Here is a 26,851-nt window from a genome sequence, read left to right on the forward strand (position 1 = left end):
AATTTATTTTTTTTAACAATGCCTTAAGAATAATTTTACTTCATAACTAACAAAATAAAAATAAACATGAAAAAAATTTTCTTAATCTTTATGATTGTTTTTACGGCGCAAGTTTCGCTTGCACAAGTAAAAAGTGTCAAAGGTGTGATTACAGATTCTGACGGTATGCCATTACCTGGAGCTTCTGTTGCTGTACAAGGAGGTCAAAAGGGAACAACTACCGATTTTGACGGATTGTATACTATTGAAGTTCAAAAAGGTCAGAGCTTAGTATTTACTTATGTAGGACTAGAAACTCAGACGATAGTTGTAGGAGATGCTGCTACAATTAATGTTAAAATGTTAACGGCTGCCTCTAATGCTTTAAGCGAAGTGGTTGTTACTTCTTTAGGTATTAAAAAGACAAGAAAATCTTTAACTTATGCTGCTCAAGAACTTAAAGGAGATGAGTTAGTACGTGTAAAAGATGCCAACGTTATCAATACAATTGCTGGTAAGATTGCCGGTGTTGCTGTAACTAAGAGTGCTGGTGGAACAGGGGGATCTACTAAAGTTGTAATTCGTGGAAATTCTTCTGTTTCCAATAGCCAGCCTTTGTATGTAATTGATGGTATTCCTATGTTGAATTCAGGTTCTGGCCAGCCAAACGATACATTTGGTAGTTTAGCAGGAGGTAACCGTGATGGAGGAGATGTAATTTCTTTGGTAAATCCTGATGATTATGAAGGAATGACAGTTCTTAAAGGTGCAGCGGCTTCTGTATTATATGGTAGCCAAGGTGCAAATGGTGTAATTTTATTATCATCTAAAAAAGCAAAAACAGGAAAAGCAAATATTACTCTTTCATCTGTAACAACTTTTGAAACAGCTGCTTATCTTCCTAAATTCCAAACAGATTATCTTGCTGCTGACGGTGCTGATGAGTCTTGGGGAGCAAAAGGACAATCTAAAGATCATGTAAAAGACTTTTTTACTACAGGAACAACACAAATTACTTCTTTAGGATATTCAATAGGTTCTGAAAATTCTTCTACAGCATTTTCTTATGCAAATACTTCTGCAAGCGGTATTATTCCTGGAAATAATTTGAAGAAAAACAACTTTGGTATTCGTCAAACTGCTAAGTTCTTTGATGATAAACTTGTATTTGCTGCAAATGCAAACTATACAAGTCAAAATATTGCAAACAAGCCAGTTAATGGATTTTATTTTAACCCACTTACAGGTGTTTATTTGATGCCAAGAGGAAATGATTTTAATTACTATAAAGATAATTATGAGCAGTTTGATCCATCAAGAAATTTAATGGCTCAAAATTGGATGACTAATAGAGATATTATGCAAAATCCATACTGGTCAATCAACAGAAACAAATCTGAAGATAAAAATGATTTCTTCAACGGAGCTTTGTCTTTAACGTATAAAGCAACTAATTGGTTATCTATTGCTTCTAGATATAGCTATAATAGAGTTACAAGTTTATTCGATAAAAGAATATTTGCTACTACACAAGGAACATTATCTCATGCTAATGGGCGATATATTAGCGAAAATGCGCTAAGCACCCAACGTTATGCTGATTTGATTGCAACGATCAATACAAAAATCGGATCTGATTTTAGTTTCAATGCAAACATTGGTACAAGCGTAACGAATACTTTAACGAATCAAAAAACAATATTAGATTCTGGTATTGGGGGAGGATTGAAATATGCTAACTGGTTTACTTTGCATAATTTCAATAATAATGATGGGAACTACCAAACAATCGATTCAAGAAGAGAAGTGCAATCTATATTTGCCGCTACTACATTTGGTTACAAAGAGATGTTATTCTTAGACCTTACAGGAAGAAATGACTGGTCATCTACTTTAGTAAATACAGGTACATCAAGCTATTTTTATCCATCTGTAGGTTTAACTGCTATCATCAGCGAGATGGCAACTTTACCTGAATGGATTAATTATGGTAAAGTTCGTGGGACTTATGCTCAAGTTGGTAATGATATCTACCCTTTCATTTCTACTCCAACAAATTACTATCCTAACGGAAGTGGATCAAAATACAATCCTTTAGTTGCACCAAAACCGGGAACTACATTAAAACCAGAGCTTAAATCAGAGTTTGAGTTTGGTACAGAATGGAGAATGTTTAATAATAGATTAGGTTTTGAAGTGTCTTACTATAATTCAGAAACTAAAAACCAATATTTACAAGTTGTTGCTCCAGTTGGAAATAGTGCAGGTGCTGATTTTTATGGAATAAATGCTGGAAGTATAGAAAATAAAGGTTTTGAGGTTGTATTAAATGCAGGAATTATTAGAGGAGATAAATTCACTTGGGATTCGACTATTAACTTCTCACAAAACAAGAATAAAGTAAAAGAAATTCCTGAAGAATTAGGAGGAAAAGTAAATTTAACAGATCCTGGAGTTAACGGTTATAAATATACTTTGACAGAGGGAAGACCTTATGGTGTTATCGAAGGTTACAAAATGTTGAAAGATGATCAAGGAAGAATTTTATTGAATAGCGATGGAAAAATTCAAAAAACTGAATTTGTTGAATTAGGAAATTCAAATCCTGATTTTATGTTAGGTTTTTCTAACTCTTTCAAATTGGGATCTTTCTTCGCAAATGTTTTAATTGATGGACGTTTTGGAGGAGAAGTAATGAGTTTAACTCAAGCGCAAAATGATGCGTTTGGTGTTTCTAAAGCTACAGGTGATGCAAGAAATGCAGGCGGTGTTAAAATAAATGCAGTAATGCCTGATGGTACACCAGTAACAACTATGGATGCTCAGTCTTACTACACAACCGTTGGGGGAAGAGCAGGAGTTACAGGAGAATATATTTACGATGCAACAAATGTAAGTTTAAGAGAGATTTCTATTGGTTACAATTTTAATCCTAAAACACTACCATTTATTCAAACAGCGAGTATTTCATTTATAGCTAGAAACTTATTCTTTATTTATAAAGATGCTCCTTTCGATCCAAATATTGCATTAAGTACAGGTCAAGGTTTACAAGGGGTAGATATTTATGGTTTGCCTTCTACCAGAAGTATTGGTCTTAATTTAAATGTAACATTCTAATTCTAAAAACATGAAACTAAATAATATAACAAAAGCGACTATTTGTGCCTTGTTACTCACTGCAGCAGGGTGTACAGATAATTTTGAAGACATTAATACTAATCCAAATGGTATTACACTTCCTGATTTTGAGCAAGATTTTAATCACATCAAAGGAGGATTTGCACCGATGTTTAATAATATTCAGGTTTTAAGTCCTGAGTGGGTATACCAATTACAACAAGGATTAAATAGCGATATTTGGTCTGGTTATATGTCAACTCCAACGGGATTTGCTGGGGGAATTAATAATACTACTTATTCATTAGTTGATGGGTGGAATGGATTTATCTGGGATTATGGTTATAAAAATGTGATGTTTAATGCATATGATATAGCTAATAAATCTAAAGGGAAATACGATCAATTTTATGCGTTGTCATTGATTTTGAAAGTGGAGGGAATGCATAGAATGACCGATACTTTTGGGCCAATTATTTATTCTAAATTCGGTTCTAATGACGCAACTATTCCTTACGATTCTCAAGAGGAAGTTTACACTCAAATGTTTGCTGAATTAGATACTGCAGTAGCTGAATTGACAAAAAGAATTGATGCGGGAGAGGCTTCTACATTTGAATCGACAGATATGTCAGGTTACAAAGGAAAGTATGAATCATGGGTTAGGTTTGCTAATACTTTGCGTCTGAGATTAGCGATGCGTATTGTAAAAGTTAAACCGTCTTTAGCTAAGGCAGAAGCAGAAAAAGCTATTGCACAAAAGTTTGGAGTAATGAAAGTTAATGACGATTCGTTTAAAATCGTTTCACCGGTTTACACAAATCCAATTTCAACAATTAGTGGTGCATGGCTAGACATTCGTATGTCTGCTGATATGGAGTCTATTCTAAAAGGTTACCAAGATCCTAGAATTGCTTCTTATTTTGATGTTTCTAAACAATTTCCAGGAGAATACAAAGGTGTTCGTACAGGTATTAATATTATTGGAAAATCAGATCATCAAGATTTTTCTGGAATTGGTGCTGTTGTAAGATCAAAAGAAATCTACCTTATGAACGCTGCAGAAGCTTACTTCTTAAGAGCTGAAGGAGCATTAAGAGGTTGGAATATGGGTGGCACTGCTCAGGAATTATATGAAACAGGTATTAAAGTGTCGTTTGAGCAAAGAGGTGTTTCGGGTGCTGCAAATTACATTACTGATAATGTTAAGACTCCAATAGCATATGTAGATCCTAATTTTCCAGAAAACAATTCACCAGCTGTAAATAATGTTACTGTTGCATGGGATGCTGCGGCTACAAATGAGGTAAAACTTCAAAAGATTATTACTCAAAAATGGATTGCTGGATTTCCAGAAGGACAAGAAGCTTGGTCTGATTATAGGAGAACAGGATACCCTAAACTATTCCCAGTTATTAAAAATTATAGTGGAGGAACAATCTCAACTGAATTAGGTGTAAGAAGAATCAATTTTGTTCAGTCTGAGAAAGCTGGTAATGCTGGAGGAGTGGCAACAGGAGTTGCTAAATTAAATGGTCCTGATAATGGAGGAACAAGGTTGTGGTGGGACACAACAGCTCCAAACTTCTAAAAAAAAGAATATTAAGTTTGGTTAGTAGTATGGTATAGATGGTGAAAGCTGTCTATACCATATCTTAAGACCAAAAGGGTAATTACTACAAAAAAAGAAAAAAATGAAAAGTGCTTTAGAAATAAAACCTGATATCAGTTATAAAAGCGCTGGGAAATTTGAAGAAACACGTTTTGAAAAAATTCATAACGAAATTTTCAAAAGTTCTATTGAAGCTTCTGTAATTGTAGCACAGGAAATTGCGCAACTTATTAGATCTAAGCAGGAAAAAAATAAATCTTGTGTTTTAGGTTTGGCAACAGGTTCTTCTCCGATCAAAGTTTATGAGGAACTAGTGAGAATGCACAAAGAAGAAGGACTTAGTTTTAGCAATGTAATCACTTTTAATCTGGATGAATATTATCCGATGACTAAAGAGAATAATCAGAGCTATCATTATTTCATGCATGAGCACCTTTTTAATCATATTGATATTAAACCTGAAAATATTAATATTCCTGATGGTACAGTAGCAATTGATGAAATTAATCAATACTGTATCGATTATGAAATGAATATTAAAAACGCTGGAGGTCTTGATTTTCAGTTATTAGGAATTGGACGTACAGGACACGTTGGATTTAATGAGCCTGGTTCGCATATTAATTCAGGAACAAGAATTATCACTTTAGATCATATCACAAGAGTCGATGCATCATCAGCTTTTAATGGTATTGATAATGTGCCGAAACGTGCCATTACCATGGGGGTTTCAACCATCATGAGATCAAAACGTATTGTTTTGATGGCTTGGGGGCAAAATAAGGCAGATATTATAAAAAGAACTGTTCAAGGAGATATCAGTTCAGAAGTTCCGGCTACATTTTTACAAAATCATCCAAATGCAACTTTTGTTTTAGACCAGTCTGCCGCTTCAGAATTAACCCGTTTCAAAACACCTTGGTTAGTTGGCGAATGTCTTTGGACACCTGAATTAAAAAGTAAAGCGATTGTTTGGCTTTGTCAAAAAACAAAACAGTCTATCTTAAAATTGACGGACCGTGATTATAACAATAACGGAATGTCTGATCTTTTGGCTCAAGAAGGTTCTGCTTATGATATGAACATTAATATGTTTAATATTTTACAGCATACTATTACCGGTTGGCCAGGAGGAAAACCAAACACAGATGATTCATTTCGTCCAGAAAGGGCAAATCCAGCTAGAAAGAGAGTAATACTTTTTAGTCCGCACCCTGATGATGATGTGATTTCTATGGGAGGAACATTTTCAAAATTAATCAAGCAAGGACACGATGTTCATGTGGTGTACCAAACTTCGGGAAATATTGCTGTTTCAGATGATGAAGCACTAAAATTTGCAGAAGTTGCCAGTGATTTTATCGGAGAAGGTCAAGCTGATATCAATTTCAAATCGGTTATCGAATTTTTAAATAATAAATCCGAAAATCAGATTGATTCTTTAGAAGTAAGAAAACTAAAAGGATTAATTAGAAGAAGAGAGTCTTACGGAGCAACAAGATACATCGGATTAAAAGATGAGAATACGCACTTTTTAGATCTTCCTTTTTATGAAACAGGACAAGTTAAAAAGAATCCGTTAGGACCAGAAGATATTGCAATTGTAAAAGATATCATTGCGAGGATAAAACCGCATCAGGTTTTTGCTGCTGGAGATCTTGCTGATCCACACGGAACTCATGAGGTTTGTTTAAATGCCATTTTTGCCGCATTAAAAGAACTTAAATCAGAACCATACATGGATGATTGCTGGTTGTGGCTTTATAGAGGCGCTTGGCACGAATGGGATATTCATGAAATAGATATGGCTGTTCCATTAAGTCCATCAGAAGTTTTATTGAAACGTCATGCCATTTTACACCATCAGTCTCAAAAAGACAGGGTAATGTTTCAAGGAAATGACTCTCGTGAATTCTGGGTTAGGGCAGAAGATCGAAACAAAAACACAGCCATATTATACGATGAGTTAGGTTTGGCTGAGTATGAAGCGATTGAAGCCTTTAAACGTTTTGACTACTAAAAATTTTTTCCGATTCATTTTATAATGAATCAAATAGCAAAATTCAGATTGATCTCATTGCGAAAGTGAGGTAAAAGCTGGAATCATTCTGAGTTTTGTTTTTTATATAAATTTCGGATACTTCTTAAAAAACTATCCAACCAAAAAAAAAAGAAAAATGAAATATCTATTTGTACTATTATTTGCTGGCATATCTGCAGGTGCTCAAGTCCAGAAAGAGCAGCTGAATCTTATGCCTTGGCCTCAGAATGTTGTTATTAATGAAGGTAATTTTAATTTAAGCAAAAATTTTAAAGTAAACATTACTGGAAATCCAAATCCAAGAATTTTTGGTGGAGTAACTCGTTTTTTGCGCCGTTTGGATGGTAGAACAGGTATATTTTTCGAGCAAGGTTTTATTGAAAAATTAAATGAAGTTCCAAATGCGGAATTACAGATTAATTGCACCAAAAGCGGTAAAATTGGTTTATACGAAGACGAAAGTTATCATTTAGATATTACTTCAAACAAAATTACTCTAAATGCTTCAAGTGATTTAGGAGCTTTGCATGGTTTAGAGACTTTATTGCAAATGCTTCAAAACAATTCAAAAACATTTTATTTTCCAGCTTCAAAAATTTCAGATTTCCCAAGATTTACATGGAGAGGTTTAATGATGGATGTTTCAAGACATTTTCAGCCAATTGATGTAGTGAAAAGAAATATTGATGCACTGGCAGCAATGAAAATGAATGTTTTCCATTGGCATTTGGTTGATGATCAAGGCTGGAGAATTGAAATGAAAAAACATCCAAGATTTACGCAAGTAGCTTCGGATGGAATGTATTACACGCAAGAGGAAATTAAAAATATCGTAAAATATGCCGATGAGCGCGGTATTTTAATTGTTCCAGAAATAGATGTTCCAGGTCACGGATCTGCAATCTTAACTGCTTATCCAGAAATTGGAAGCAAAGTGATTACACTGACAGGAGGAACATCCGAAAAAAATATTCAAGGTACAGCAATTGCTACCTATGGAATTGAAAGAAATGCTGGAATTTTTTCGCCAACATTAGATCCTTCAAATCCTAAAACATACCAACTTTTAAGTGAAGTTTTTGATGAGGTTTGTCCGTTGTTTCCAGGAGCTTATTTCCATATTGGAGGAGATGAAAACGAAGGAAAAGACTGGGATGCAAATCCTAAAATTCAAGAATTCAAGAAGAAACATAATTTAAAAACCAACCACGAACTGCAAACGTATTTCACGATGCAATTGGCACCGATGTTAAAGAAACACGGAAAACAATTAATGGGTTGGGAAGAAATTTTAACCAAAAATTTATCTAAAGAAGCCATTGTGCATTCTTGGAGAGGTCCAAATGAAGGAATGCCAGCTGGACAATCTCTTGTAGATGCCGTTAAAAAAGGATACAAAACAGTTTTATCAAATGGATATTATATCGATTTAATGTATCCAATCGCAAGCCATTACCTAAATGACCCAATGCCAAAAGGGGCTAATTTAACTAGCGACGAAAAAGCAAGAATTTTAGGCGGAGAAGCTACAATGTGGACCGAGTTGGTTACCCCAACAACTATTGATTCTAGAATTTGGCCAAGAACAGCTGCAATTGCAGAAAGATTATGGTCGGCAGAAGATGTAGTAGATGTTGAGAATATGCGCAAGCGTTTAGAAAATATTTCTTTTAGATTGGAAGAATTGGGGATTACACATATTCGTAATAAAGATGTGATTTTAAGAAACATTGCAAATAATCAGGATATCAAATCATTGGAAGACTTTTCTAATGTAAGCGAACCCCTAAAAGGATATACTCGTAACAAAGGAGGAACAGAGTACCAAATGTATTCTCCGTTTACCTTGTTTGCAGACGCCTGTGGACCAGACGCAAAAGATGCTTTAGCATTTGACGCAGCTGTAAGCCAATATTTAGCTAACAAATCGGCAGACAATAAAGCCAAAGTGGCTGCATTTTTTACAAAATGGATTGCAGTTCATAAAGGATTAACAGAATTAAGCAATAACGCACCGTTGGTGCAGCCAATATTACCATTATCTAAAAAACTAAATGATGCTTCTCAGGAACTATTATTGGTTTTGGATAATAAATCAACTTTAGCGCCTGCAGATCTGAAAAAATTGATTGAACAATGCAATACAAAAGATCATGCAGATGTAGAACTGTCTGTTTATGAGAGTTTAAAGAAATTAATTTAGAGTTGGATTTGAATTAGTATTTAGTACGTTTTTGAGTTACTAATGTTTTTTTAGAGTGATAATTATCTCTGCCATATTTATGGCAGGGGTAATTACAATGACAACTTTGAATTTTTAGAACAAACACATCAGAAATAATCAGTAAAAATTTAAAAAAAAATAACCAATAACGGAGTATTAACCTTTTAAAAACCAAATAGAAAGAATACCACAAAACATGACAATAAAAGAGTATAGATTGATGAGTAGTCCCAAATTTATCATTTGTATTTAACATTAATTTTTTAAAAATTATAAATAAATATCAATCACTACTATTGGCTAATGATTATGTATGAATCAGTAATAGTAATATTTATCTATAGAATTTAATTTGAGTTTATTTCCAATCGACAGCAGCCTTCCAACCTGCAGTTGAGCGAAACCCAGAAGCTTGATGCTGCTGCGGCCCAATTACTTATTTTCTATTAACTAATATTTATTAATTATGAAACATTTTTACAGATTGCTCTTTTTGTTACTGTTTCCCTTACTTGCGTTGGCGCAACCAGCCCACGGAAAAAAAGTAGTAGGGTATTATGCACAATGGTCTATCTATGCCAGGGACTTTAATGTTCCGAAGATTGATGGAAGTAAATTGACGCATTTAAATTATTCTTTTTATGGGACCACTTATGATCCTGCCCATCCTGAGAATACAAAATTAAAATGTTTAGACACTTATGCTGATTTTGAGCATATGGAAGGTGGAATTCCTTGGGATGCACCAGTAAAAGGAAACTTTTATGATTTAATGAAATTGAAAGAAAAGTATCCGCATTTAAAAGTTTTAATCTCTGTGGGAGGCTGGACAAAAGGTCAAGATCTTTCTCCAATTGCTGCAAGTCCTGTAGCAAGAGCGGCTTTAGCAGCAGACATGGCAAACTTCATTACTACATACCCGTTTATTGATGGTTTCGATATCGATTGGGAATATCCTCTTTCTGGTGGAACTGACGGTACAGAAATAGTAAATGGTGCGCCTGTTCCTCCACAAAAATATAGCCCAGACGACAATAAAAATTTAGTGCTTTTATTGAAAGCGATGCGTCAGGCAATGCCAAATAAACTGGTTACAATTGCTGCTGGAAACAATGTTAGAAATGTTTCTAAACAGTATTTAGGGCCAAACAACAGAGCACAATACGGAATGACAGAAGATATTTCGACTTATTGCGACTATATCACTTATTTCGGATACGATTTTGGCGGTAACTGGTACGATAAAACTTGTTACAACGCACCTTTATATGCAAGCGGAAACCCTAATGACCCGTTGTATGGCGCAACGCAATCAGAATCATTAGACGAATTAACTAATCAATATTTGAATGTAATTGGTTTTCCTGCCAATAAATTAATCATGGGATTGCCTTTTTACGGAAAAAAATTCGATAACGTTGCCGCAAATTCAACAAATGGATTGTTTGTTTCAGCACCAAGATATGTAGTTCCTGGATGTACAAATCCGCAAAACCCAACAGGTACATGGGATGGTTCTGGAGCTTGTGAAAAATCAGGAAGTATCGAAATCTGCGATTTAGTAGGAAACCCAGTTACCAATTCACATCCTTACTTAGATCCAAATACTATGATGGTAACGCCTTCTGCAGCTTCTGCTGGATGGGTTCGTTATTTTGATAATACTACAAAAGTTCCTTACTTATATAATGCTACTACCAAAGAATTTATCTCTTATGAAGATAAACAATCAATGGATTTAAAGGTGCAATATATAAAATCTAAAAATTTAGCAGGAGGTATGATTTGGGAATTGTCTCAAGATACAAGAGGCTCAATTCCAAATTCATTATTAAACCAAGTTGATACTTCTTTTGGAAGCGTTGTTCCAGGAACAGTTAGTATTTCTGGTTCTGTAAAAAACGGATCAGCTTTGGTTACCAATGTTACGGTTGAATTGCGAAATGCAAGCAATGCCGTAATCCAAACAGTAGTTTCTGCTACAGGAAACTTTGCTTTCAATAATTTAACTTCAGGACAAAATTATTCGCTTACAGCAGCAAAAGCAAGTTATACATTTGTCCCAGTATCTTTAAACAATGTAACTGTAAATCAGACAGGAGTTATAATTAACGGAACTCAACCAACTTACACAGTAAGCGGAACAGTACTAGACGGAACAACGGGAGTTTCTGGTGTAACCATTTCTGCAGTTTCTGGAAGCACAACATTAACAGCGGTTTCAAACGCAAGTGGAGCGTATAGCGTTGCAGGTTTAACAGCAGGATTAAACTTTACCGTTACAGCTGCAAAATCTGGGTTTTCTTATACTCCAGCTTCAACAGTTTACAATGCAATTGACGCGAATAAAACGCTTAATTTCACTCAAGGAGCAGCGGTGGTAACGTACACCGTAAGCGGAACAGTTCTTAACGGAACAACTCCAGTTTCTGGTGTAACAGTAACTGCATCATCTACAGCAGGGAATGTTACGGCAACGACTAATTCAATCGGAGCATATTCATTGACTTTAGCTTCTGTTGGAAATTATACAGTTACGGCTGCTTTAACAGGCCAAACATTCACGCCAGCATCTACAGTTTATTCTAATTTGAATGCTAATAAAACATTGAATTTTACTCAAGATGTTGCAACAACTACGAGCAAAATCAGTGGAACAGTTAAAAACGGAACAATTCCTGTTGCTGGCGCGAAAGTAGAATTGGTTTTACCTTGGACAGATAATAACCACAACTGGAAAAGCGTTTTAGCAACAACAGATGCACAAGGGAAATACAGCTTTGACAATTCGGTTATAGATGGTTATACACAAGCTTTGAGTTTGAAATTAAACTCTTGGCAAAATGGCGAAGTGGCTTATTATCCAAATAATCTAGCCAACTTTGCAATTCCTGCAACTCCAACTGTTTATAATTTCAATACAAGTTCAACGGCTAAAGTAGCATTAGCAGCAGCTACAAATCTAATCAGCGGAACTGTGAAAAATGGTTCAACGCCTGTAGCGAATGCTAAGGTAGAAATCGTTTTACCATGGACAGATAACACACACAACTGGAAAAGCGTTTTGGCAACAACAGATGCATCAGGAAACTATACTTTCGATAATTCAGTTGTAGCAGGTTATACACAAATCTTGAGTTTGAAATTAAATTCATGGCAAAATGGAGAAGTAGCCTATTACCCAAATAATCTGGCAAACTTTGCTGTTCCGACAACGCCAACAATTTATAATTTTAATACACAAACTACGGTTGTGACTAAGCCAGTTGTTGCCATTACAGCACCAACAGCTTCATCGATTGCTATAAACTTAGGATCATCAATTAATTTTGTAGCAAGTGTAGGATTAAGTGCTGCCGATGCGACTACAATCTCATCTGTTGTATTTAGTTTAGACGGACAAACGATAAGTGCTACCAATTCTTCTGGAACTTATACTTCGGTTTGGACACCGGTAGCAAATCAGTTTGGAGTTTCTCATACGTTAACCGTTACCGCTACTGCATCAAACGGACAAACAGATTCAAAAACCTATAGTTTTACATTAACTTGTTCAGGTGCAAATTGTCCAAATACATTGCCTGTAATTACTTGGAATTCGCCATCAAATACAACTGTTTACCAAAGTTCTTTCCAAGCTGTGCCAATTTCAGTTACAGCGGTTGACAGCGACGGATCAGTTTCTGGTGTTACTATTACTATAAACGGCGGTACATTTAATATGACAGCAGGTACAAATAATACTTATACATATAATTTTACGCCAACTGCTTATCAGGATTATCCAATTGTAATCAAAGCAACAGATAATAAAGCTGCTGTGACTACTTTAAACAATACTATTAAAATTGCTACAATAAGTGGTAATAGATTTATTCCGCTTCCATCTAAAATTATTTTAGGGTATGCGCATTCTTGGGAAAATACTGCAGCTCCATTCTTATATTTTTCTCAAATAAAGGGAAGCAAATTTAATGTAGTCGATTATGCTTTCGTAGAAACCGTTAATCGTGATGGTTATACACCAATATTAACTACAAATGATGCTAGATATTTGACCAATGGAGTTTTCGATAAGCAATTATTGAAAAATGATATAAAATCTTTAAGAGATAGCGGTGTTCCTGTTATTGTCTCTATTGGAGGTCAAAACGGACATGTTGTTTTAGAAAATGTTACTCAGAAAAATATTTTCGTTAATGGTTTAAAAGCGATTATCGATGAGTACCAATTTGATGGAGTTGATATTGATTTTGAAGGCGGATCTATGAATTTTAGCGCAGGAGGTTTGAGAGATATTTCTTATGCGGGTATTTCTGCTTACCCAAGATTGAAAAACGTAGTAGATGCTTTCAAAGAATTAAAAGCGTACTATGGCCCTGGATTCTTGTTAACTGCAGCTCCAGAAACACAATATGTACAAGGTGGTTATACTACTTATACAGATACTTTCGGTTCGTTCTTGCCAATCATTCAAAACTTGCGTAACGAATTGGATTTGTTAGCGGTACAATTGTACAACACAGGAGGAGAAAACGGATTAGACGGTCAATATTATGGTACAGCTAAGAAAGCAAACATGGTTACTGCCTTAACTGATATGATCATAAAAGGGTATAACATTGCTTCAACAGGAATGCATTTTGATGGTTTGCCAGCTTCAAAAGTTCTTATCGCATTGCCAGCTTGTCCAAGTGCAGCAGGCAGCGGATATCTAACTCCAACAGAAGGAATCAATGCTATGGACTATTTAAGAAACGGAACCAATTTCACTGGAAGAACCTACACTATGCAGCCAGGCGGACCATATCCTTCTTTAAGAGGTTTAATGACTTGGTCTGTAAACTGGGATGCCTCTTCTTGCGGTAATTCATCTGAATTGTCTAAAGCGTATGCTGCTTATTTTGCATCGCAAGCTACGGCTAAAACATTGGCTGTAGAAGATATAACGGCTGATAGCAATACGACTGTGGCTTACTTTAGAAACAATACTTTATCGGTATCTAACGAAACAGAAGACATTGCTCAAGTTGACGTATTCAATACGATAGGGCAGAGTGTTACAAGCCACAGAAACATTCAAAACAATAAAGAAGTGTTGCTTAATAGCCCAAGTTTTGCTAGTAAACAGATTTTTGTTGTGATAGTAACCAATAAATCAGGACACAAAAAGTCATTGAAAGTAATGAACTTTTTAAACTAAAATAAAAGGATTGAAAATTTAGAAATAAGAAAATTGGGACGGTTAAAATTGAGTTTGGTTATTTATTTTTTAACCTAATTTTTATTTCTTAAATGCTGTGAATTGAGGTAATTTGTTATTTGGTTTTTGCCTCAAGTAGCGCATTATGAACCCGACAATTTTATTGTCGGGTTTTTTTTATGGCTAAAACATTTTTTTATGCCTCCAAATAAGGATCTAAAACTTCTGCAAGTTGATTAAGCCAATAAAAATTATCATCGACATTCTTTATTCCCGATTCTATCGTTTCGCATTTTCTCATAACTGATAACGAAAGTGCATTATTTACTTCTCGTATCATTTTTGCCATTTCTTTACAATCAATTTTGTCTGTAAAGAAATCGTTTAATCTTGTTTCAAGTTCGGTTGAAAATTCATTTGTAATCATAATCTTATAATTTTTGTAAATATATTAAAACTTGACACAAATTTGTGTCAAATTAAAAAATATTTGTTATGACTTTTGAAATATGGATATTTCAGAAGAAGTTTTTATTATAAATCTTGGAGTTCACATCAGACAATTGCGTGAAAAAAAAGGCTTATCTCAACAGGATTTGGCTGATGATTGTGGTATTCCCAGAAATCAAATTGGTAGAATTGAAAGAGCCAAAATAAATACAGGTATAAAAACTCTTATTAGAATAGCAAATGCTTTAGATATTGAGCTTGCTGATTTGCTCAGTTTTCAATTAAAATAATTTTTGAAGAAAAAAATCTGCTAAATCTGCAGTCCCGATAGCTATCGGGAGCGAGAAACCCTTTGCGAACTCTGCGTAGATCCTTTGCGAACTTCGCGGTTAAAAAGAAATCCGTACTTTTGAATTACAATTATCGCATAAAACTTCATGAAAAAATTATTAATTATTTTAATCACATTTTTAGTTTCTACTCTCTCTTTCGGCCAAAATAAATTCGGAAATCCAGAAGTCGATCCCACTCAAATTCAAAAAACTTACCCAGAATGGTCCGTTTATCAGAATAAAAAAATAATGCTTTCGAGAGATTTTACCGCTTTAGACGAAGCTTCAAAAGAAATAACAAAAGAAGCCTTTTTAGATAAATTAGCAAACGGGAACTTTATCCCAGTTCGATTGAAATCTGAAGCGAATATTTACGTCTATAAGCTTTTTAAAATTCAGCCAAAAACAGATACAAGTATAAAAGCGACAATCAATCAAATTGGTTTTGATGCTTATAAAAACTATAAAATGGAAGGAACCGCTTTTCCTCAATTCTCATTCAAAGATTTAGACGGAAATCTAGTAACCAACGAATCCATGAAAGGAAAAATCATTGTGATAAAATGCTGGTACATTCATTGCACGCCATGCATCAGAGAGTTTCCTCAAGTCAACAAACTAGTTTCAGCATATAAAGACAGAAAAGATATTGTTTTTATGAGTTTAGCCGAAGATTCAGCAGAACAATTAAAAACGTTTTTAGCTAGAAAACCTCTTTTGTATTCTGTAATTCCAGACATGAAAGAATATATGAATAATGCTTTGCAGCTGAATTCTTTCCCAACACATTTTATTCTAAACAAAGAAGGAATGATTGCAAAAGTGCTCCCTAATTTTGAAAGTTTAGAAGTGGCTTTGGCTAAAGAAAGCAAGTTGTAGATGAATTAATCCATTCTGGGCAAAGCTTATGAATTGCCTCCATCTTTAGATGGAGGTTCGATTGGAAATGAAAAAGGCTTTAGCCCAAATTCTAAAGTTTGGCTAAAGCCTTTTTATGAGACTATAATTTACATCCAGCTAAAGCTGGACGCAATTCAGTTATATGTATTAACAAAGAAACTTTGCATCTCTGCGACTTTGCGAGAAAATGCTTATTCAAAAGAAAAAACCTTAGCCCCTTAGCATCTTTGCAACTTAGAACCTTTTTCACTACTTTTGCACCAAATTAATTAAAAAGACATTCATGTTAACAGTCAACAATTTATCAGTTCAGTTTGGTAAAAGAGTTTTATTTGATGAAGTAAATACAACTTTCACTCATGGAAATATTTACGGAGTTATCGGAGCAAATGGTGCTGGAAAATCTACTTTTTTAAAAGTGATTTCGGGCGATATCGACCCAACTTCTGGACACATTCATTTAGAGCCGGGAAAACGTATGTCGGTTTTAAACCAGAACCACAACATGTTCGACGAACATACTGTTTTGGAAACCGTTTTAATGGGAAATAAAGTTCTATACGCTGTTAAAAAAGAAATGGATGAACTTTATTTAGATTATAATGATGCTAATGCAGACAGAATAGGGGAATTACAAGTTCAGTTTGAAGAAATGAACGGATGGAACGCCGATTCTGATGCTGCAGCAATGTTATCTAACTTAGGAATCACAGAAGCAGATCATTATACTTTAATGGCTGATATGGAAGGAAAAATGAAAGTACGTGTGCTTTTGGCGCAGGCGCTTTTCGGAAATCCAGATTTGCTAATTATGGATGAGCCTACCAACGATTTGGATTTTGAGACAATCGCTTGGTTAGAAAACTTCTTGGCAAACTACGAAAACACTGTAATCGTTGTATCTCACGACCGTCACTTTTTAGATGCGGTTTGTACTCATATTTCTGATATTGATTTCGGAAAAATCAATCACTACTCAGGAAACTATACGTTCTGGTACGAGTCTAGCCAATTAGCGGCAAAACAACGTGCGCAGCAAAACAAAAAAGCAGAAGAGAAGAAACAAGAGTTGGAAGAATTTATTCGTCGTTTTAGTGCAAACGTGGCGAAATCGAAACAAGCTACTTCTCGTAAAAAAATGATTTCGAAATTAAACATTGCCGAAATCAAACCTTCAAGCCGTCGTTATCCTGCAATTATTTTCGATCAAGATCGCGAAGCGGGAGATCAGATTTTGAACGTTCAAAATTTAGCGGCTTCTGTAGACGGAGAGGTTTTATTTAAAGATGTGGATCTGAATATGGCAAAAGGCGATAAAATCGTTCTTTTCTCTAAAGATTCACGCGCAACAACAGCTTTCTACGAAATCTTAAACGGAGAACAAAAAGCAGACGCAGGAACTTTTGATTGGGGAATTACAACCAACCAAGCGTATTTGCCAGCTGAGAACCATAAATACTTTGAAAACGATTTGACTTTGGTTGACTGGTTACGTCAGTATGCAAAAACAGAAGAAGAACGTGATGAGGTATTCATTAGAGGTTTCTTAGGGAAAATGATTTTCTCTGGAGAAGAAGCTCTAAAAACGGCAAGAGTTTTATCTGGAGGAGAAAAAGTACGTTGTATGTTATCTAGAATGATGATGGAGCGTGCTAACGTTTTAATGCTAGACGAACCGACAAACCACTTAGATTTGGAATCTATTACGGCTTTCAACAACTCATTGAAAAACTTTAAAGGTTCTGTAATCTTCACAACACATGACCACGAGTTCGCGCAAACTGTTGGTAACAGAATCGTAGAATTAACACCAAACGGAGTTATCGACCGTTACATGACATTTGACGAATATCTTGATGATGAAAAAATTCAGGAACAAAGAAAGAAGATGTACAATCTTTAATTTTTGAAATTCCAATATATTAAAAATCCCAAATTCCAAATAAAACTTGGAGTTTGGGATTTTTTGTATTTAAAAATATAGCCACTAATTACACGAATTTCCACGAATTAAATTTGTGCTAATTTGTGTACTTTGTGGCAAAAAAACAATCCCGCTATAAAAATTGGAATTTGGGATTTTTTATTTGTTTATTTTACTATTATTTGCTTCCGAACATTTTTGCGAAAATCCAGATAATAATCGCAATAATAAAAATTACGATAAATATCCCGAATCCCATTCCGGCTTTAAAAATCTCTCCTATAACTTCACAGCTTGTAAATGAAAACAGTATTACAAATACCATTAACAATCTTAGTATTTTATTTTGCATGATTCTGATTTTTTAAATTGATTATTTAAAATTACTTCAGAAATCAGGAAAATGTGTTATAGAATTTTTTGGAAATGTTTTAGGATTTGGATTTTATAATTTTCATTTCTAAAACAACAAGTCCAATAATTACAATTATTTCTGCCAGAAAGTAAATAATGCCAAAAATAGAAATGCTTTCATAATTGAAGATTAATATACCAAATGTTAGGATACAATAAAGAATGTTCGCGGTGCAAATTATTTTTAAAAACGATTTCCAATTTTGCTTCACTAAAAAATAATAATTAATGGAGTAAATGAAAAATATGAATGCTATAATAGAAAGGTATTCGAAAATATCTTTAGATAATCCAAAAAAGTCATTGAAATTTCTAAGTGTAAAAAAGAGTAGAATGGAAGTAATCAATGCTCCAAAACTATCTAATAGAAATATGTTTTTGGGTTTTTTAATGGCTCTCATTTATTTTACTCAAATATTTTTTCCAGATATTTTTGTCAACTATATATGAATATTGATAACCAGTTTCAAATATTCTTACCTTATTTTTTAATTGAGTTGTATCAACATGATAAAGAGCAAAATATTCTTTTTCTTCATTTTGATAAAAGTTGATAGAATAGTTGATATCAGGACAACAACAATAATCAGTACGTTTTCCATTTGCAAATACTTTTTCAAAATCAAGTATTTGATTTTTATTTGTAACTTCACATAGTTTATCTACTACAGGAAATGTTGTTGCTGAATCAGTTTCTAATTTTTTATGAAGTTCAATAGTAATTTTTGTGCTGCGTTTAACGGTTTCAGTAAGAGTATATTCGTTTATATAGGTTTCTGATTTCTTACAATTTATAGTCATAACTGAAATGAGAAATAAAAAAATATATCTTGTATTACTGTTTAAATATTTTTGATTCATAATTATGAATTTACTATTTTATTGTAAAGCTAAAATATATTTTAAAATCAATTCAGAATAAAAAAAGTATTGCTGTCAATTAAAATAATTATGAAAATTATTAGGAAATAAAATTTTCCTCAAAAAAACATTTCCACGCCCAACACCCAACAAATAAAATCAGATTCCGTATATTTGCGCAACCAAACATTACAATCACTTATGAGTCAAAAAGTATTACTTAATTCGAAAGAAGTTACTATCATACTCCATCGTTTGGCTTGTCAGTTAATCGAAAAACATCTTGATTTCTCTGAAACTATTTTAGTTGGAATTCAGCCAAGAGGCGTTTTTTTAGCTGAACGTTTAAAACAAATATTAGAAAACGAATATAAGGTTCCTGAAATTTCTTTAGGATATCTGGACATCACTTTTTTTAGAGATGATTTCCGTCGTACTGATAAACCGCTTGAAGCCAATAAAACCCAAATCAATTTTATAGTCGAAGACAAAAAAGTCATTTTTATCGATGACGTTTTGTTTACCGGAAGAAGCATTCGTTCTGCCTTAACTGCCATTCAATCTTTCGGAAGACCTTCAGAAATTGAATTGTTGGTTTTAATAGACAGACGTTTCAGCCGTCATTTGCCAATTCAGCCCGATTATAGAGGCCGTCAGGTAGATGCTATCAATGGTGAAAAAGTAATTGTAAGCTGGAAAGAAAATGATGGTGAAGATGTTGTTCACCTAGTGACGAATTAAGTTTAATCGGTTAACCGGTTAATTGTTTAATCGGTAATAACACCGATTAAGCGATTTGAGAAAAAACGATTAAACAATTCAACGATTAAACATATAAACACACACAATGAAAGAATTAAGCGTAGATCATTTATTAGGAATCAAATATATCAACGAGAATGATATTAACCTGATTTTTGAAACGGCAGATCATTTTAAAGAAGTCATTAATAGACCAATTAAAAAAGTTCCTTCATTACGAGATATTACTATTGCCAATATTTTCTTCGAAAACAGTACCAGAACCAAACTCTCTTTCGAATTAGCGCAGAAACGTTTATCTGCTGATGTCATCAGTTTTTCTGCAGCTCAATCATCGGTTAAAAAAGGAGAAACCTTGATTGATACTGTAAACAATATCCTTTCGATGAAAGTGGATATGGTTGTAATGCGCCACTCTAATCCCGGAGCGGCTTATTTTTTATCTAAAAATGTCAAAGCAAGCATTGTAAACGCAGGAGACGGAGCACATGAGCATCCAACTCAGGCTTTATTGGACAGTTATTCTATCAGAGAAAAACTGGGAGATGTTGCTGGAAAAAAAGTAGTTATTGTAGGCGATATTCTGCACTCGCGTGTAGCGCTTTCAAACATATATGCTTTGCAGATGCAAGGCGCAGAAGTAAAAGTTTGCGGACCAAAAACGTTGATTCCGAGATATATTGAATCGCTTGGAGTTACGGTTGAACCGAATTTAAGAAAAGCGCTAGAATGGTGCGACGTAGCAAATATGCTTCGTGTACAAAATGAGCGTATGGATGTGAATTTCTTCCCATCAACGCGCGAGTACGCACAGCAGTACGGAGTAGATAAACCGCTTTTGGATTCTCTTAGCAAAGAAATTGTAATCATGCACCCTGGGCCAATCAATAGAGGAGTAGAGATTACTTCTGAAGTGGCAGATTCTGATCATTCGGTGATTTTGAATCAGGTGGAGAATGGTGTAGCGATTAGAATGGCGGTTATTTATTTATTGGCTTCTAAGATTCAGCAATAATTTTGTTTCTGGTTTAAAATTTAACCGCAAAGTTCGCAAAGAGCTACGCGAGGTTCGCAAAGCTTTGTTTTTTCTTGTGTACTTTGCGAAAAAACCTTGCGAACTTTGTGGTTAAGCTCACAAAGTTTGGCAACTTAAATTTGAAACTTGAAACAACAAAAAAACTTAGTAAATTAGCATAAATATAAGCCCTCAAAAATATAAAATGAAAGTAGATCAAAAAGGACATACCGTTACGATTAAAGATACGCAAGGAGATGTAAATGCTTTCTTGGAAAAAGTAACGCAACAATTTAAAACTTTTGAAAAACAAAATATTATAATCGATTTGTCATCAGATTCTAATATTTCAGAAAATGATTTAAAAGCTTTTTTACCGCTTTCTAAAGTTCAGAAAAAAGCAAAAAAATCGTTTGTAATTGTAGCAACCGATCTTGATTTTAATGCTATTTCAGATAAATTGGTTGTAGTGCCTTCTCTTTTAGAAGCTCACGATATTATCGAAATGGAAGAAATAGAAAGAGATCTAGGTTTCTAATAATTAACAATTGATAATTAAAAATTAATAATTGTCAATTATCAATTTTTAATTGAGAAATGAAATTAACTATACTTGGCTGTTATGCCGCAACTCCCAGAACGCTTACTAATCCCACTTCGCAGGTTTTAGAAATTAAGAACAGATTATTTCTAATTGACTGTGGCGAAGGAACTCAAGTGCAGCTTCGTAAAAACAAGATTAAATTCTCTAAAATTAATCACATTTTTATCTCGCATCTTCATGGAGATCATTTGTTTGGATTAATAGGAACTATTTCGACTTTTTCACTTTTAGGAAGAACCACAGATTTGCATATTTACGGTCCAAAAGGAATTAAAGAATTGATTCTGCTTCAATTAAAATTGACAGAATCTTGGACCACTTATTCTCTGTTTTTTCACGAATTAGAATCGAAAGAAAGCGAAGTTATTTTTGAAGATAAAAAAGTGATTGTAAAAACAATCCCGTTGAAGCATCGCGTTTATACGAATGGTTATCTTTTTCAGGAAAAACCCGACGAAAGAAAATTAGATGTAGAAGCTGTTCAGCGCTATAATATTCATGTTGCTTATTATCAGAAAATCAAAAATGGCGGAGATATTACGCTTGATGATGGAACTATAATTGAAAACGAAAAACTTACTTTTGATCCACCGCCAGCAAAAAGTTATGCCTTTTGTTCGGATACAGTTTATAACGAAGAGATAATTCCAGTTATTCAGAATACCGATATTTTGTATCACGAATCGACATTTTTAGAATCGGAGGCAAGATTGGCAGAAAAAACACTGCACTCGACAGCAAAAGAAGCTGCAAATATTGCTTTAAAAGCTAATGTAAAGCAATTGATTTTAGGTCACTATTCAACACGATATGATGGAATAGAGCCTTTTAAGAAAGAAGCTGAGGAAGTTTTTCCAAATGTGCTCTTGGGAGATGATGGAGTGAGTTTTGATCTTTAAAGTTGCTAAGATACTAAGGTTCTAAGATGCTAAGTTTCTTATTGTAACTAGAAGGGCTTCGACTCCGCTCAGCCTGACAAACTTGAAACTTGAAACCTGAAACAAAAAATCTAAAATCTAAAGTCAATAATCTAAATAATAAATCATGAACGATTTAAGTAATTATAGAAAATCTTACGAGAAAAGCGAGTTATTGGAAACTAATATTCCTGAAGATCCGATTAATCTTTTTAACCGATGGTTTCATGAAGTGGAAGATTTTGGCGGAAGCGGAGAGGTGAATGCTATGACGGTTTCGACGATTGGACTAGATGGTTTTCCGAAATCGCGTGTGGTTTTATTGAAGAAATTTTCTGAGGAAGGTTTTATATTTTATACCAATTATAATTCAGAGAAAGGAAAAGCGATAGAAGCAAATCCAAATATTTGTCTGTCATTTTTTTGGCAGGAGATGGAACGTCAGGTTATTATTAAAGGAATTGCGCAGAAAACTTCTGAGATTATTTCAGATAATTATTTTGATTCAAGACCTGAAGGCAGTAAACTTGGAGCGATTGTTTCTAATCAAAGCGAAGTGATTCCGTCAAGAACATTCTTAGAAGAAAACTTAAAAAAACTAGAAGCCGAATTTGACGGAAAACCAATTCCTAGACCTGAAAATTGGGGCGGTTATATTGTGACTCCGCTTCAAGTAGAATTCTGGCAGGGAAGACCAAATCGACTTCATGATAGAATTCGTTATACCAGCCAGTCAGATTTTTCTTGGAAGATTGAAAGATTATCTTCGTAAAAGTATTTTTACGTAGGAATTTTATATTTAAAAATATAAAATGAATGCATTTCGTCGATTATTTTTGCACTTTAACGGTAAATTGAATACGTTTGGAATACAATAAAGCAAACGATATTTATTCAAAGATAAATTTAAAGGATTTGCCCCAACATTTACTTTAAACCGCTACAATGCTGATGATTATGAAAAAGATTACGCGCACCATGTTGTTCATTGCGATTTTAGTCGCAATGAACGCATGTTCTGCTGACGCTGCCGAAGCAAGCTTGGATACTACTAGTCCAACAGAAACGCTTGTTGCAAATTACACATACAATGATACCGAAATAGAAACGATGAGACTGATAAACGAATACCGTGTGAGTATTGGTTTAAATGCCTTGGAAAGAGTGAATCATATATCTTTTAAATGTGAAGAGCATAACAAATATATGATTGAAAATAATGTTGTGAATCATAATGATTTTGCGGCTAGATCTAGCAATATGACGAGTGTATTAGGAGCAAAGAAAGTAGGAGAGAATGTTGCCTACAATTATAAAACTCCTGAGGCAGCTGTAAGAGCTTGGCTAGAAAGTCCGGGGCACAAAGAAAATATTGAAGGAGATTTTACTCATTTTGGATTGTCTGTAACGACAGATCCAGCTACAGGAAAAAAATATTATACTAACATTTTTGTTAAGCTTTAAAGATTTATTGAACAGGTTGGTTTTTTAGAAGTCGTTGTGATTCATAGAATTGCAACGACTTTTTAAATTAAAAAAAGCTGCTTAAAAGCAGCTTTTTTTGTTGGTCTATTGTTAAGATTATAAAGCGGTGATAATAAATTCGCTTCGTCTATTGGCCTGATGTTCTTCTTCGGTACATGGAACGCCATCAGCGCATTTATTTACAAGTTCTGTTTCACCATATCCTCTTCCAGTTAATCGGTTTGGCGCAATTCCGTTTTTAACCAGCCATTGAATAGTTGATTTGGCTCTTCGGTCAGATAAAGCTTCGTTGTATTGATGAGAAGCTCTACTGTCTGTGTGCGAACGAATGTCTAGTTTCATATTAGGATAATCGTTAAGAACAGCTAGTATCTTTTCTAGATCCAATGCAGCTTCGGTTCTAATATTTGATTTATCCAAATCGAAATAAATCATTTTAATGCCGAAACATTTTCCTAAATCATCGCCCACAGTAACTTTACAGGTTGCTTTTTCCAGTGCAATCGGTAAGTTTGTTTTACCGCTTGTTTTTTCAATCGTGACACTTAATTCTCTGGTTGTGTATTCTGGTTTTTCGGCTCTCACATAATAGGCTTTTCCGCATTCTACAGCAAAAGAGTAAAGACCTGAACCATCTGCAGCAGCAGAGTTTTTAAGATTCATCTGATCATCGTACAAAGTAACTTTTGCTCCAGGCAGTACGGCACCAGTTTCAGCATCTGTTATAACGCCATACAATTCCTGAACGCATTTGAGCCTTTTGGTTTCTAGGAATTTGTAGATATCATCAGAACCCTGTCCGCCCTCTTTATTTGAACTGAAAAATCCTCTCCTTGTTTCGGGATCAATGATGTACGCAAAATCATCTTTTGGTGAGTTGACATCTGCTCCCACATTTTGGATATTGCTCACTTTTCCGCTATTGTCAATATCGCCGACAAAAACATCCAAACCTCCCAAACCTGGATGTCCGTCAGAGGCAAAATAAATCTCGTTTTCGCTGGTCAGATAAGGATATGTTTCTTTTCCTTCCGTATTAATGCTATTTCCGAGATTTTCCGGTGGGCCATATCCGCCATTTGGATTTATGGTAACCTTATATATATCGGACTCTCCGATTGACCCTGGCATATCAGAAGCAAAATAAAGCGTTTTTTCATCTGGACTAAGAGCTGGGTGAGCCGTGCTATAGTTATTGCTATTGAAAGGAAGCTCAGTAATATTGGTCCATTTATTATCTTTTCCCAGCTCTGCTTTGTAAAGTTTTATTAAGGTAACTTTGTTTTCGTCTTTTCCTTTTTTTCCATCAATATAGTTATTCCTGGTAAAATAAACTGTTTTCCCATCTTTTGTGAACACGGGAGAGGCCTCATGAAATTTGGTATTAATAGCAGATTTGAATTTATTTACCTTTGATGTGCTTCCTGTTGCAGGATCCAAATCTGCATCGTAAATGTTGGTGAAATATTCTCCCGTCCATTTGTGTTTGCGTTTTGTAAAATTTCCAGTATCTCGCGCTGAAGCAAAATATATTTTGTTGTTGTAAATAAATGATCCGTAATCTGAGTACCTGCTATTTATACCTGCATCTTCTATCTGGTACCTCCCAGAATTTGCTTTAATCTGGTCCATGTAGTTTACATCTTCTTTGTAAAGTTTTCCTCTGCTGTCATTTTTGGAGATAGCATTAAACTCATCCAGAAATTTATTGGCTTTGCTGATGTCGCCAGTAGATTTTAGAGATTGCGCATATCTAAAATAGTATTCTGGTTCCACTTTTGTGTTCATTGCAAATAACTCGCCATACCATTTTGCCGCATTTTGAAAATCTGAATTGAAGTAATAGGCATTTCCCAGTTTTTTAAACATATCTTCAGATTTGTAGCCTTTTGCAGCAACTTTTTCATAAGTTTTTATTGCATCTACATAAGCATAGCCGTCATATTTTTTGTCTGCATTATTTATTTTTGACTGCTGTGCATAACTGCTAAATGAAAAAGCACCTATAATTGTAATTAAAAGTAGTGTATAGTTTTTCATGATACCTAATTTTTAGAAGAAACGAGGAGTTGTCATTTTGCCTTTGTTTGAGAAGAATTCATAGCGAAGGAAAATTTCGTGTGATCCTGAATTATAATTGTTTAAGTTTGAAGTTTCTCTATCATACCCATAACCTAAATAAAGTCCGTCTGTGATTTGAAATCCAACCATAGCGCTTAAAGAGGCGCTCCATCTATAGGCTGCACCAAGCATAAATTTATCATAGAACATAAAGTTGGCTGAAAGATCTACTTGAAGCGGTGCGCCCTGAACCATTTTGGCTAAAACAGCAGGTTTAAATTTTACATATTCATATTTGTCAAGATTGAATACATAACCTCCAATTAAATAATAATTGATTTTGTCTTTGTAAATTGCTACGTCATTGTCGTCGTAACGATTTGTTTCAATAAAATTTGGAACAGACAAACCAATATAAGCTTTATCAGAATGCCAGTAGACTCCAGCTCCAACATTTGGACTGAATTTATTGTTTAAATCCTGAAATTGAGGATCTCCCTGATCGGCGGGATTTAATTTATTTACATCTAAATTGAAAATATTTGCAGTTCCTTTAATACCAAATGAAAGTTTAAAATCGGCAGATGTCTGAACTGTATAAGAGACATCGACTGAGATATTATTCTCATTGGTAGGACCAATTTTGTCATTGACTAATGAAGCCCCTATACCTAGTTTGCTATTATTTATAGGAGAGTTAACTGAAAAACTGCTTGTTTCTGGTGCTCCGTCGAGACCTACCCATTGGGTGCGGTAAAGACCAAAAATACTAAGTGCTCCACGAGAACCTGCATAGGCAGGATTTATATTTATTGTGTTATACATATACTGCGTATACTGTGCATCTTGCTGTGAATACCCTGAACATGTAACTAACAGAATGACGAAGAAAAATAATTTTGTTCTCATAGTAGATTTTATTTAATAATTACTATTGACTTTTTAAA

General features: G+C 34.3%; 19 protein-coding genes. 14 read left to right on the forward strand and 5 right to left on the reverse strand.

Features of this window, described 5'->3' with window-relative positions:
• The first annotated feature begins 66 nt into the window (after positions 1-66).
• From BB050_RS14955 to chiA, 5 genes are all read left to right on the forward strand, one after another.
• Positions 67-3,099 (forward strand): SusC/RagA family TonB-linked outer membrane protein, encoded by a 3,033-nt coding sequence (locus BB050_RS14955; protein ID WP_008468853.1) that lies wholly within the window; start codon positions 67-69, stop codon positions 3,097-3,099.
• Between the two features lie 10 nt (positions 3,100-3,109).
• Positions 3,110-4,690, forward strand: coding sequence for a RagB/SusD family nutrient uptake outer membrane protein (locus BB050_RS14960; RefSeq protein ID WP_008468854.1), 1,581 nt, complete (start codon positions 3,110-3,112; stop codon positions 4,688-4,690).
• A gap of 103 nt (positions 4,691-4,793) precedes the next feature.
• Positions 4,794-6,731, forward strand: a complete 1,938-nt coding sequence (gene nagB, locus BB050_RS14965) for a glucosamine-6-phosphate deaminase (protein ID WP_066034091.1) — start codon at positions 4,794-4,796, stop codon at positions 6,729-6,731.
• Between the two features lie 157 nt (positions 6,732-6,888).
• On the forward strand, positions 6,889-8,955 hold the full coding sequence (locus BB050_RS14970) for a beta-N-acetylhexosaminidase (protein WP_066034092.1): 2,067 nt from the start codon (positions 6,889-6,891) through the stop codon (positions 8,953-8,955).
• 487 nt (positions 8,956-9,442) lie between these two features.
• A complete protein-coding gene (chiA, locus tag BB050_RS14975) occupies positions 9,443-14,179 on the forward strand; it encodes a T9SS-translocated chitinase ChiA (RefSeq protein ID WP_066034093.1) in 4,737 nt (1,578 codons plus the stop codon).
• A gap of 196 nt (positions 14,180-14,375) precedes the next feature.
• On the opposite strand, the gene BB050_RS14980 is transcribed toward chiA, so the two are convergent.
• A complete protein-coding gene (locus BB050_RS14980) occupies positions 14,376-14,606 on the reverse strand; it encodes a hypothetical protein (protein ID WP_066034094.1) in 231 nt (76 codons plus the stop codon).
• A gap of 82 nt (positions 14,607-14,688) precedes the next feature.
• Here BB050_RS14980 and BB050_RS14985 point away from each other — a divergent pair, with 82 nt between their 5' ends.
• The 3 genes from BB050_RS14985 (at position 14,689) to BB050_RS15000 (ending at position 17,764) form a co-directional block, all read left to right on the forward strand.
• Positions 14,689-14,919 (forward strand): helix-turn-helix domain-containing protein, encoded by a 231-nt coding sequence (locus BB050_RS14985; RefSeq protein ID WP_066034095.1) that lies wholly within the window; start codon positions 14,689-14,691, stop codon positions 14,917-14,919.
• A gap of 147 nt (positions 14,920-15,066) precedes the next feature.
• The gene (locus BB050_RS14990; RefSeq protein ID WP_066034096.1) at positions 15,067-15,840 is read left to right on the forward strand and encodes a TlpA family protein disulfide reductase; all 774 of its coding nucleotides are present in this window, start codon (positions 15,067-15,069) and stop codon (positions 15,838-15,840) included.
• Positions 15,841-16,144: 304 nt separating this feature from the next.
• Complete coding sequence (locus BB050_RS15000) at positions 16,145-17,764, forward strand: ABC-F family ATP-binding cassette domain-containing protein (protein WP_066034098.1); 1,620 nt, start codon at positions 16,145-16,147, stop codon at positions 17,762-17,764.
• Between the two features lie 199 nt (positions 17,765-17,963).
• Here the strand turns inward: BB050_RS15000 and BB050_RS21895 are convergent, their stop codons facing one another.
• Positions 17,964-18,137: a hypothetical protein gene (locus BB050_RS21895; protein WP_164085588.1), complete on the reverse strand. Its 174-nt coding sequence runs from the start codon at positions 18,135-18,137 to the stop codon at positions 17,964-17,966.
• A gap of 449 nt (positions 18,138-18,586) precedes the next feature.
• Complete coding sequence (locus BB050_RS15010; protein ID WP_066034100.1) at positions 18,587-19,060, reverse strand: hypothetical protein; 474 nt, start codon at positions 19,058-19,060, stop codon at positions 18,587-18,589.
• 201 nt (positions 19,061-19,261) lie between these two features.
• Here BB050_RS15010 and pyrR point away from each other — a divergent pair, with 201 nt between their 5' ends.
• The 6 genes from pyrR (at position 19,262) to BB050_RS15040 (ending at position 23,822) form a co-directional block, all read left to right on the forward strand.
• Complete coding sequence (gene pyrR, locus BB050_RS15015; protein WP_008468864.1) at positions 19,262-19,801, forward strand: bifunctional pyr operon transcriptional regulator/uracil phosphoribosyltransferase PyrR; 540 nt, start codon at positions 19,262-19,264, stop codon at positions 19,799-19,801.
• Positions 19,802-19,907: 106 nt separating this feature from the next.
• Entirely contained in the window at positions 19,908-20,837 is a 930-nt protein-coding gene (locus BB050_RS15020) for an aspartate carbamoyltransferase catalytic subunit (RefSeq protein WP_066034101.1), read from the forward strand.
• 205 nt (positions 20,838-21,042) lie between these two features.
• The gene (locus BB050_RS15025) at positions 21,043-21,375 is read left to right on the forward strand and encodes a ribonuclease Z (RefSeq protein WP_066034102.1); all 333 of its coding nucleotides are present in this window, start codon (positions 21,043-21,045) and stop codon (positions 21,373-21,375) included.
• A 59-nt stretch (positions 21,376-21,434) separates the two neighbouring features.
• Positions 21,435-22,340, forward strand: a complete 906-nt coding sequence (locus BB050_RS15030; RefSeq protein WP_066034103.1) for a ribonuclease Z — start codon at positions 21,435-21,437, stop codon at positions 22,338-22,340.
• A gap of 145 nt (positions 22,341-22,485) precedes the next feature.
• A complete protein-coding gene (gene pdxH, locus BB050_RS15035; protein WP_066034104.1) occupies positions 22,486-23,130 on the forward strand; it encodes a pyridoxamine 5'-phosphate oxidase in 645 nt (214 codons plus the stop codon).
• A 185-nt stretch (positions 23,131-23,315) separates the two neighbouring features.
• Positions 23,316-23,822 (forward strand): CAP domain-containing protein, encoded by a 507-nt coding sequence (locus BB050_RS15040; protein ID WP_066035184.1) that lies wholly within the window; start codon positions 23,316-23,318, stop codon positions 23,820-23,822.
• A 117-nt stretch (positions 23,823-23,939) separates the two neighbouring features.
• Here the strand turns inward: BB050_RS15040 and BB050_RS15045 are convergent, their stop codons facing one another.
• Both BB050_RS15045 and BB050_RS15050 read right to left on the reverse strand, forming a co-directional pair.
• Positions 23,940-25,883, reverse strand: a complete 1,944-nt coding sequence (locus BB050_RS15045) for an OmpA family protein (protein WP_066034105.1) — start codon at positions 25,881-25,883, stop codon at positions 23,940-23,942.
• 12 nt (positions 25,884-25,895) lie between these two features.
• Positions 25,896-26,813 (reverse strand): PorP/SprF family type IX secretion system membrane protein, encoded by a 918-nt coding sequence (locus BB050_RS15050; protein WP_008468871.1) that lies wholly within the window; start codon positions 26,811-26,813, stop codon positions 25,896-25,898.
• Positions 26,814-26,851 lie beyond the last annotated feature (38 nt).

Origin of the sequence: Flavobacterium anhuiense, assembly GCF_001705175.1 — a bacterium.
Lineage (GTDB): Bacteria > Bacteroidota > Bacteroidia > Flavobacteriales > Flavobacteriaceae > Flavobacterium > Flavobacterium anhuiense.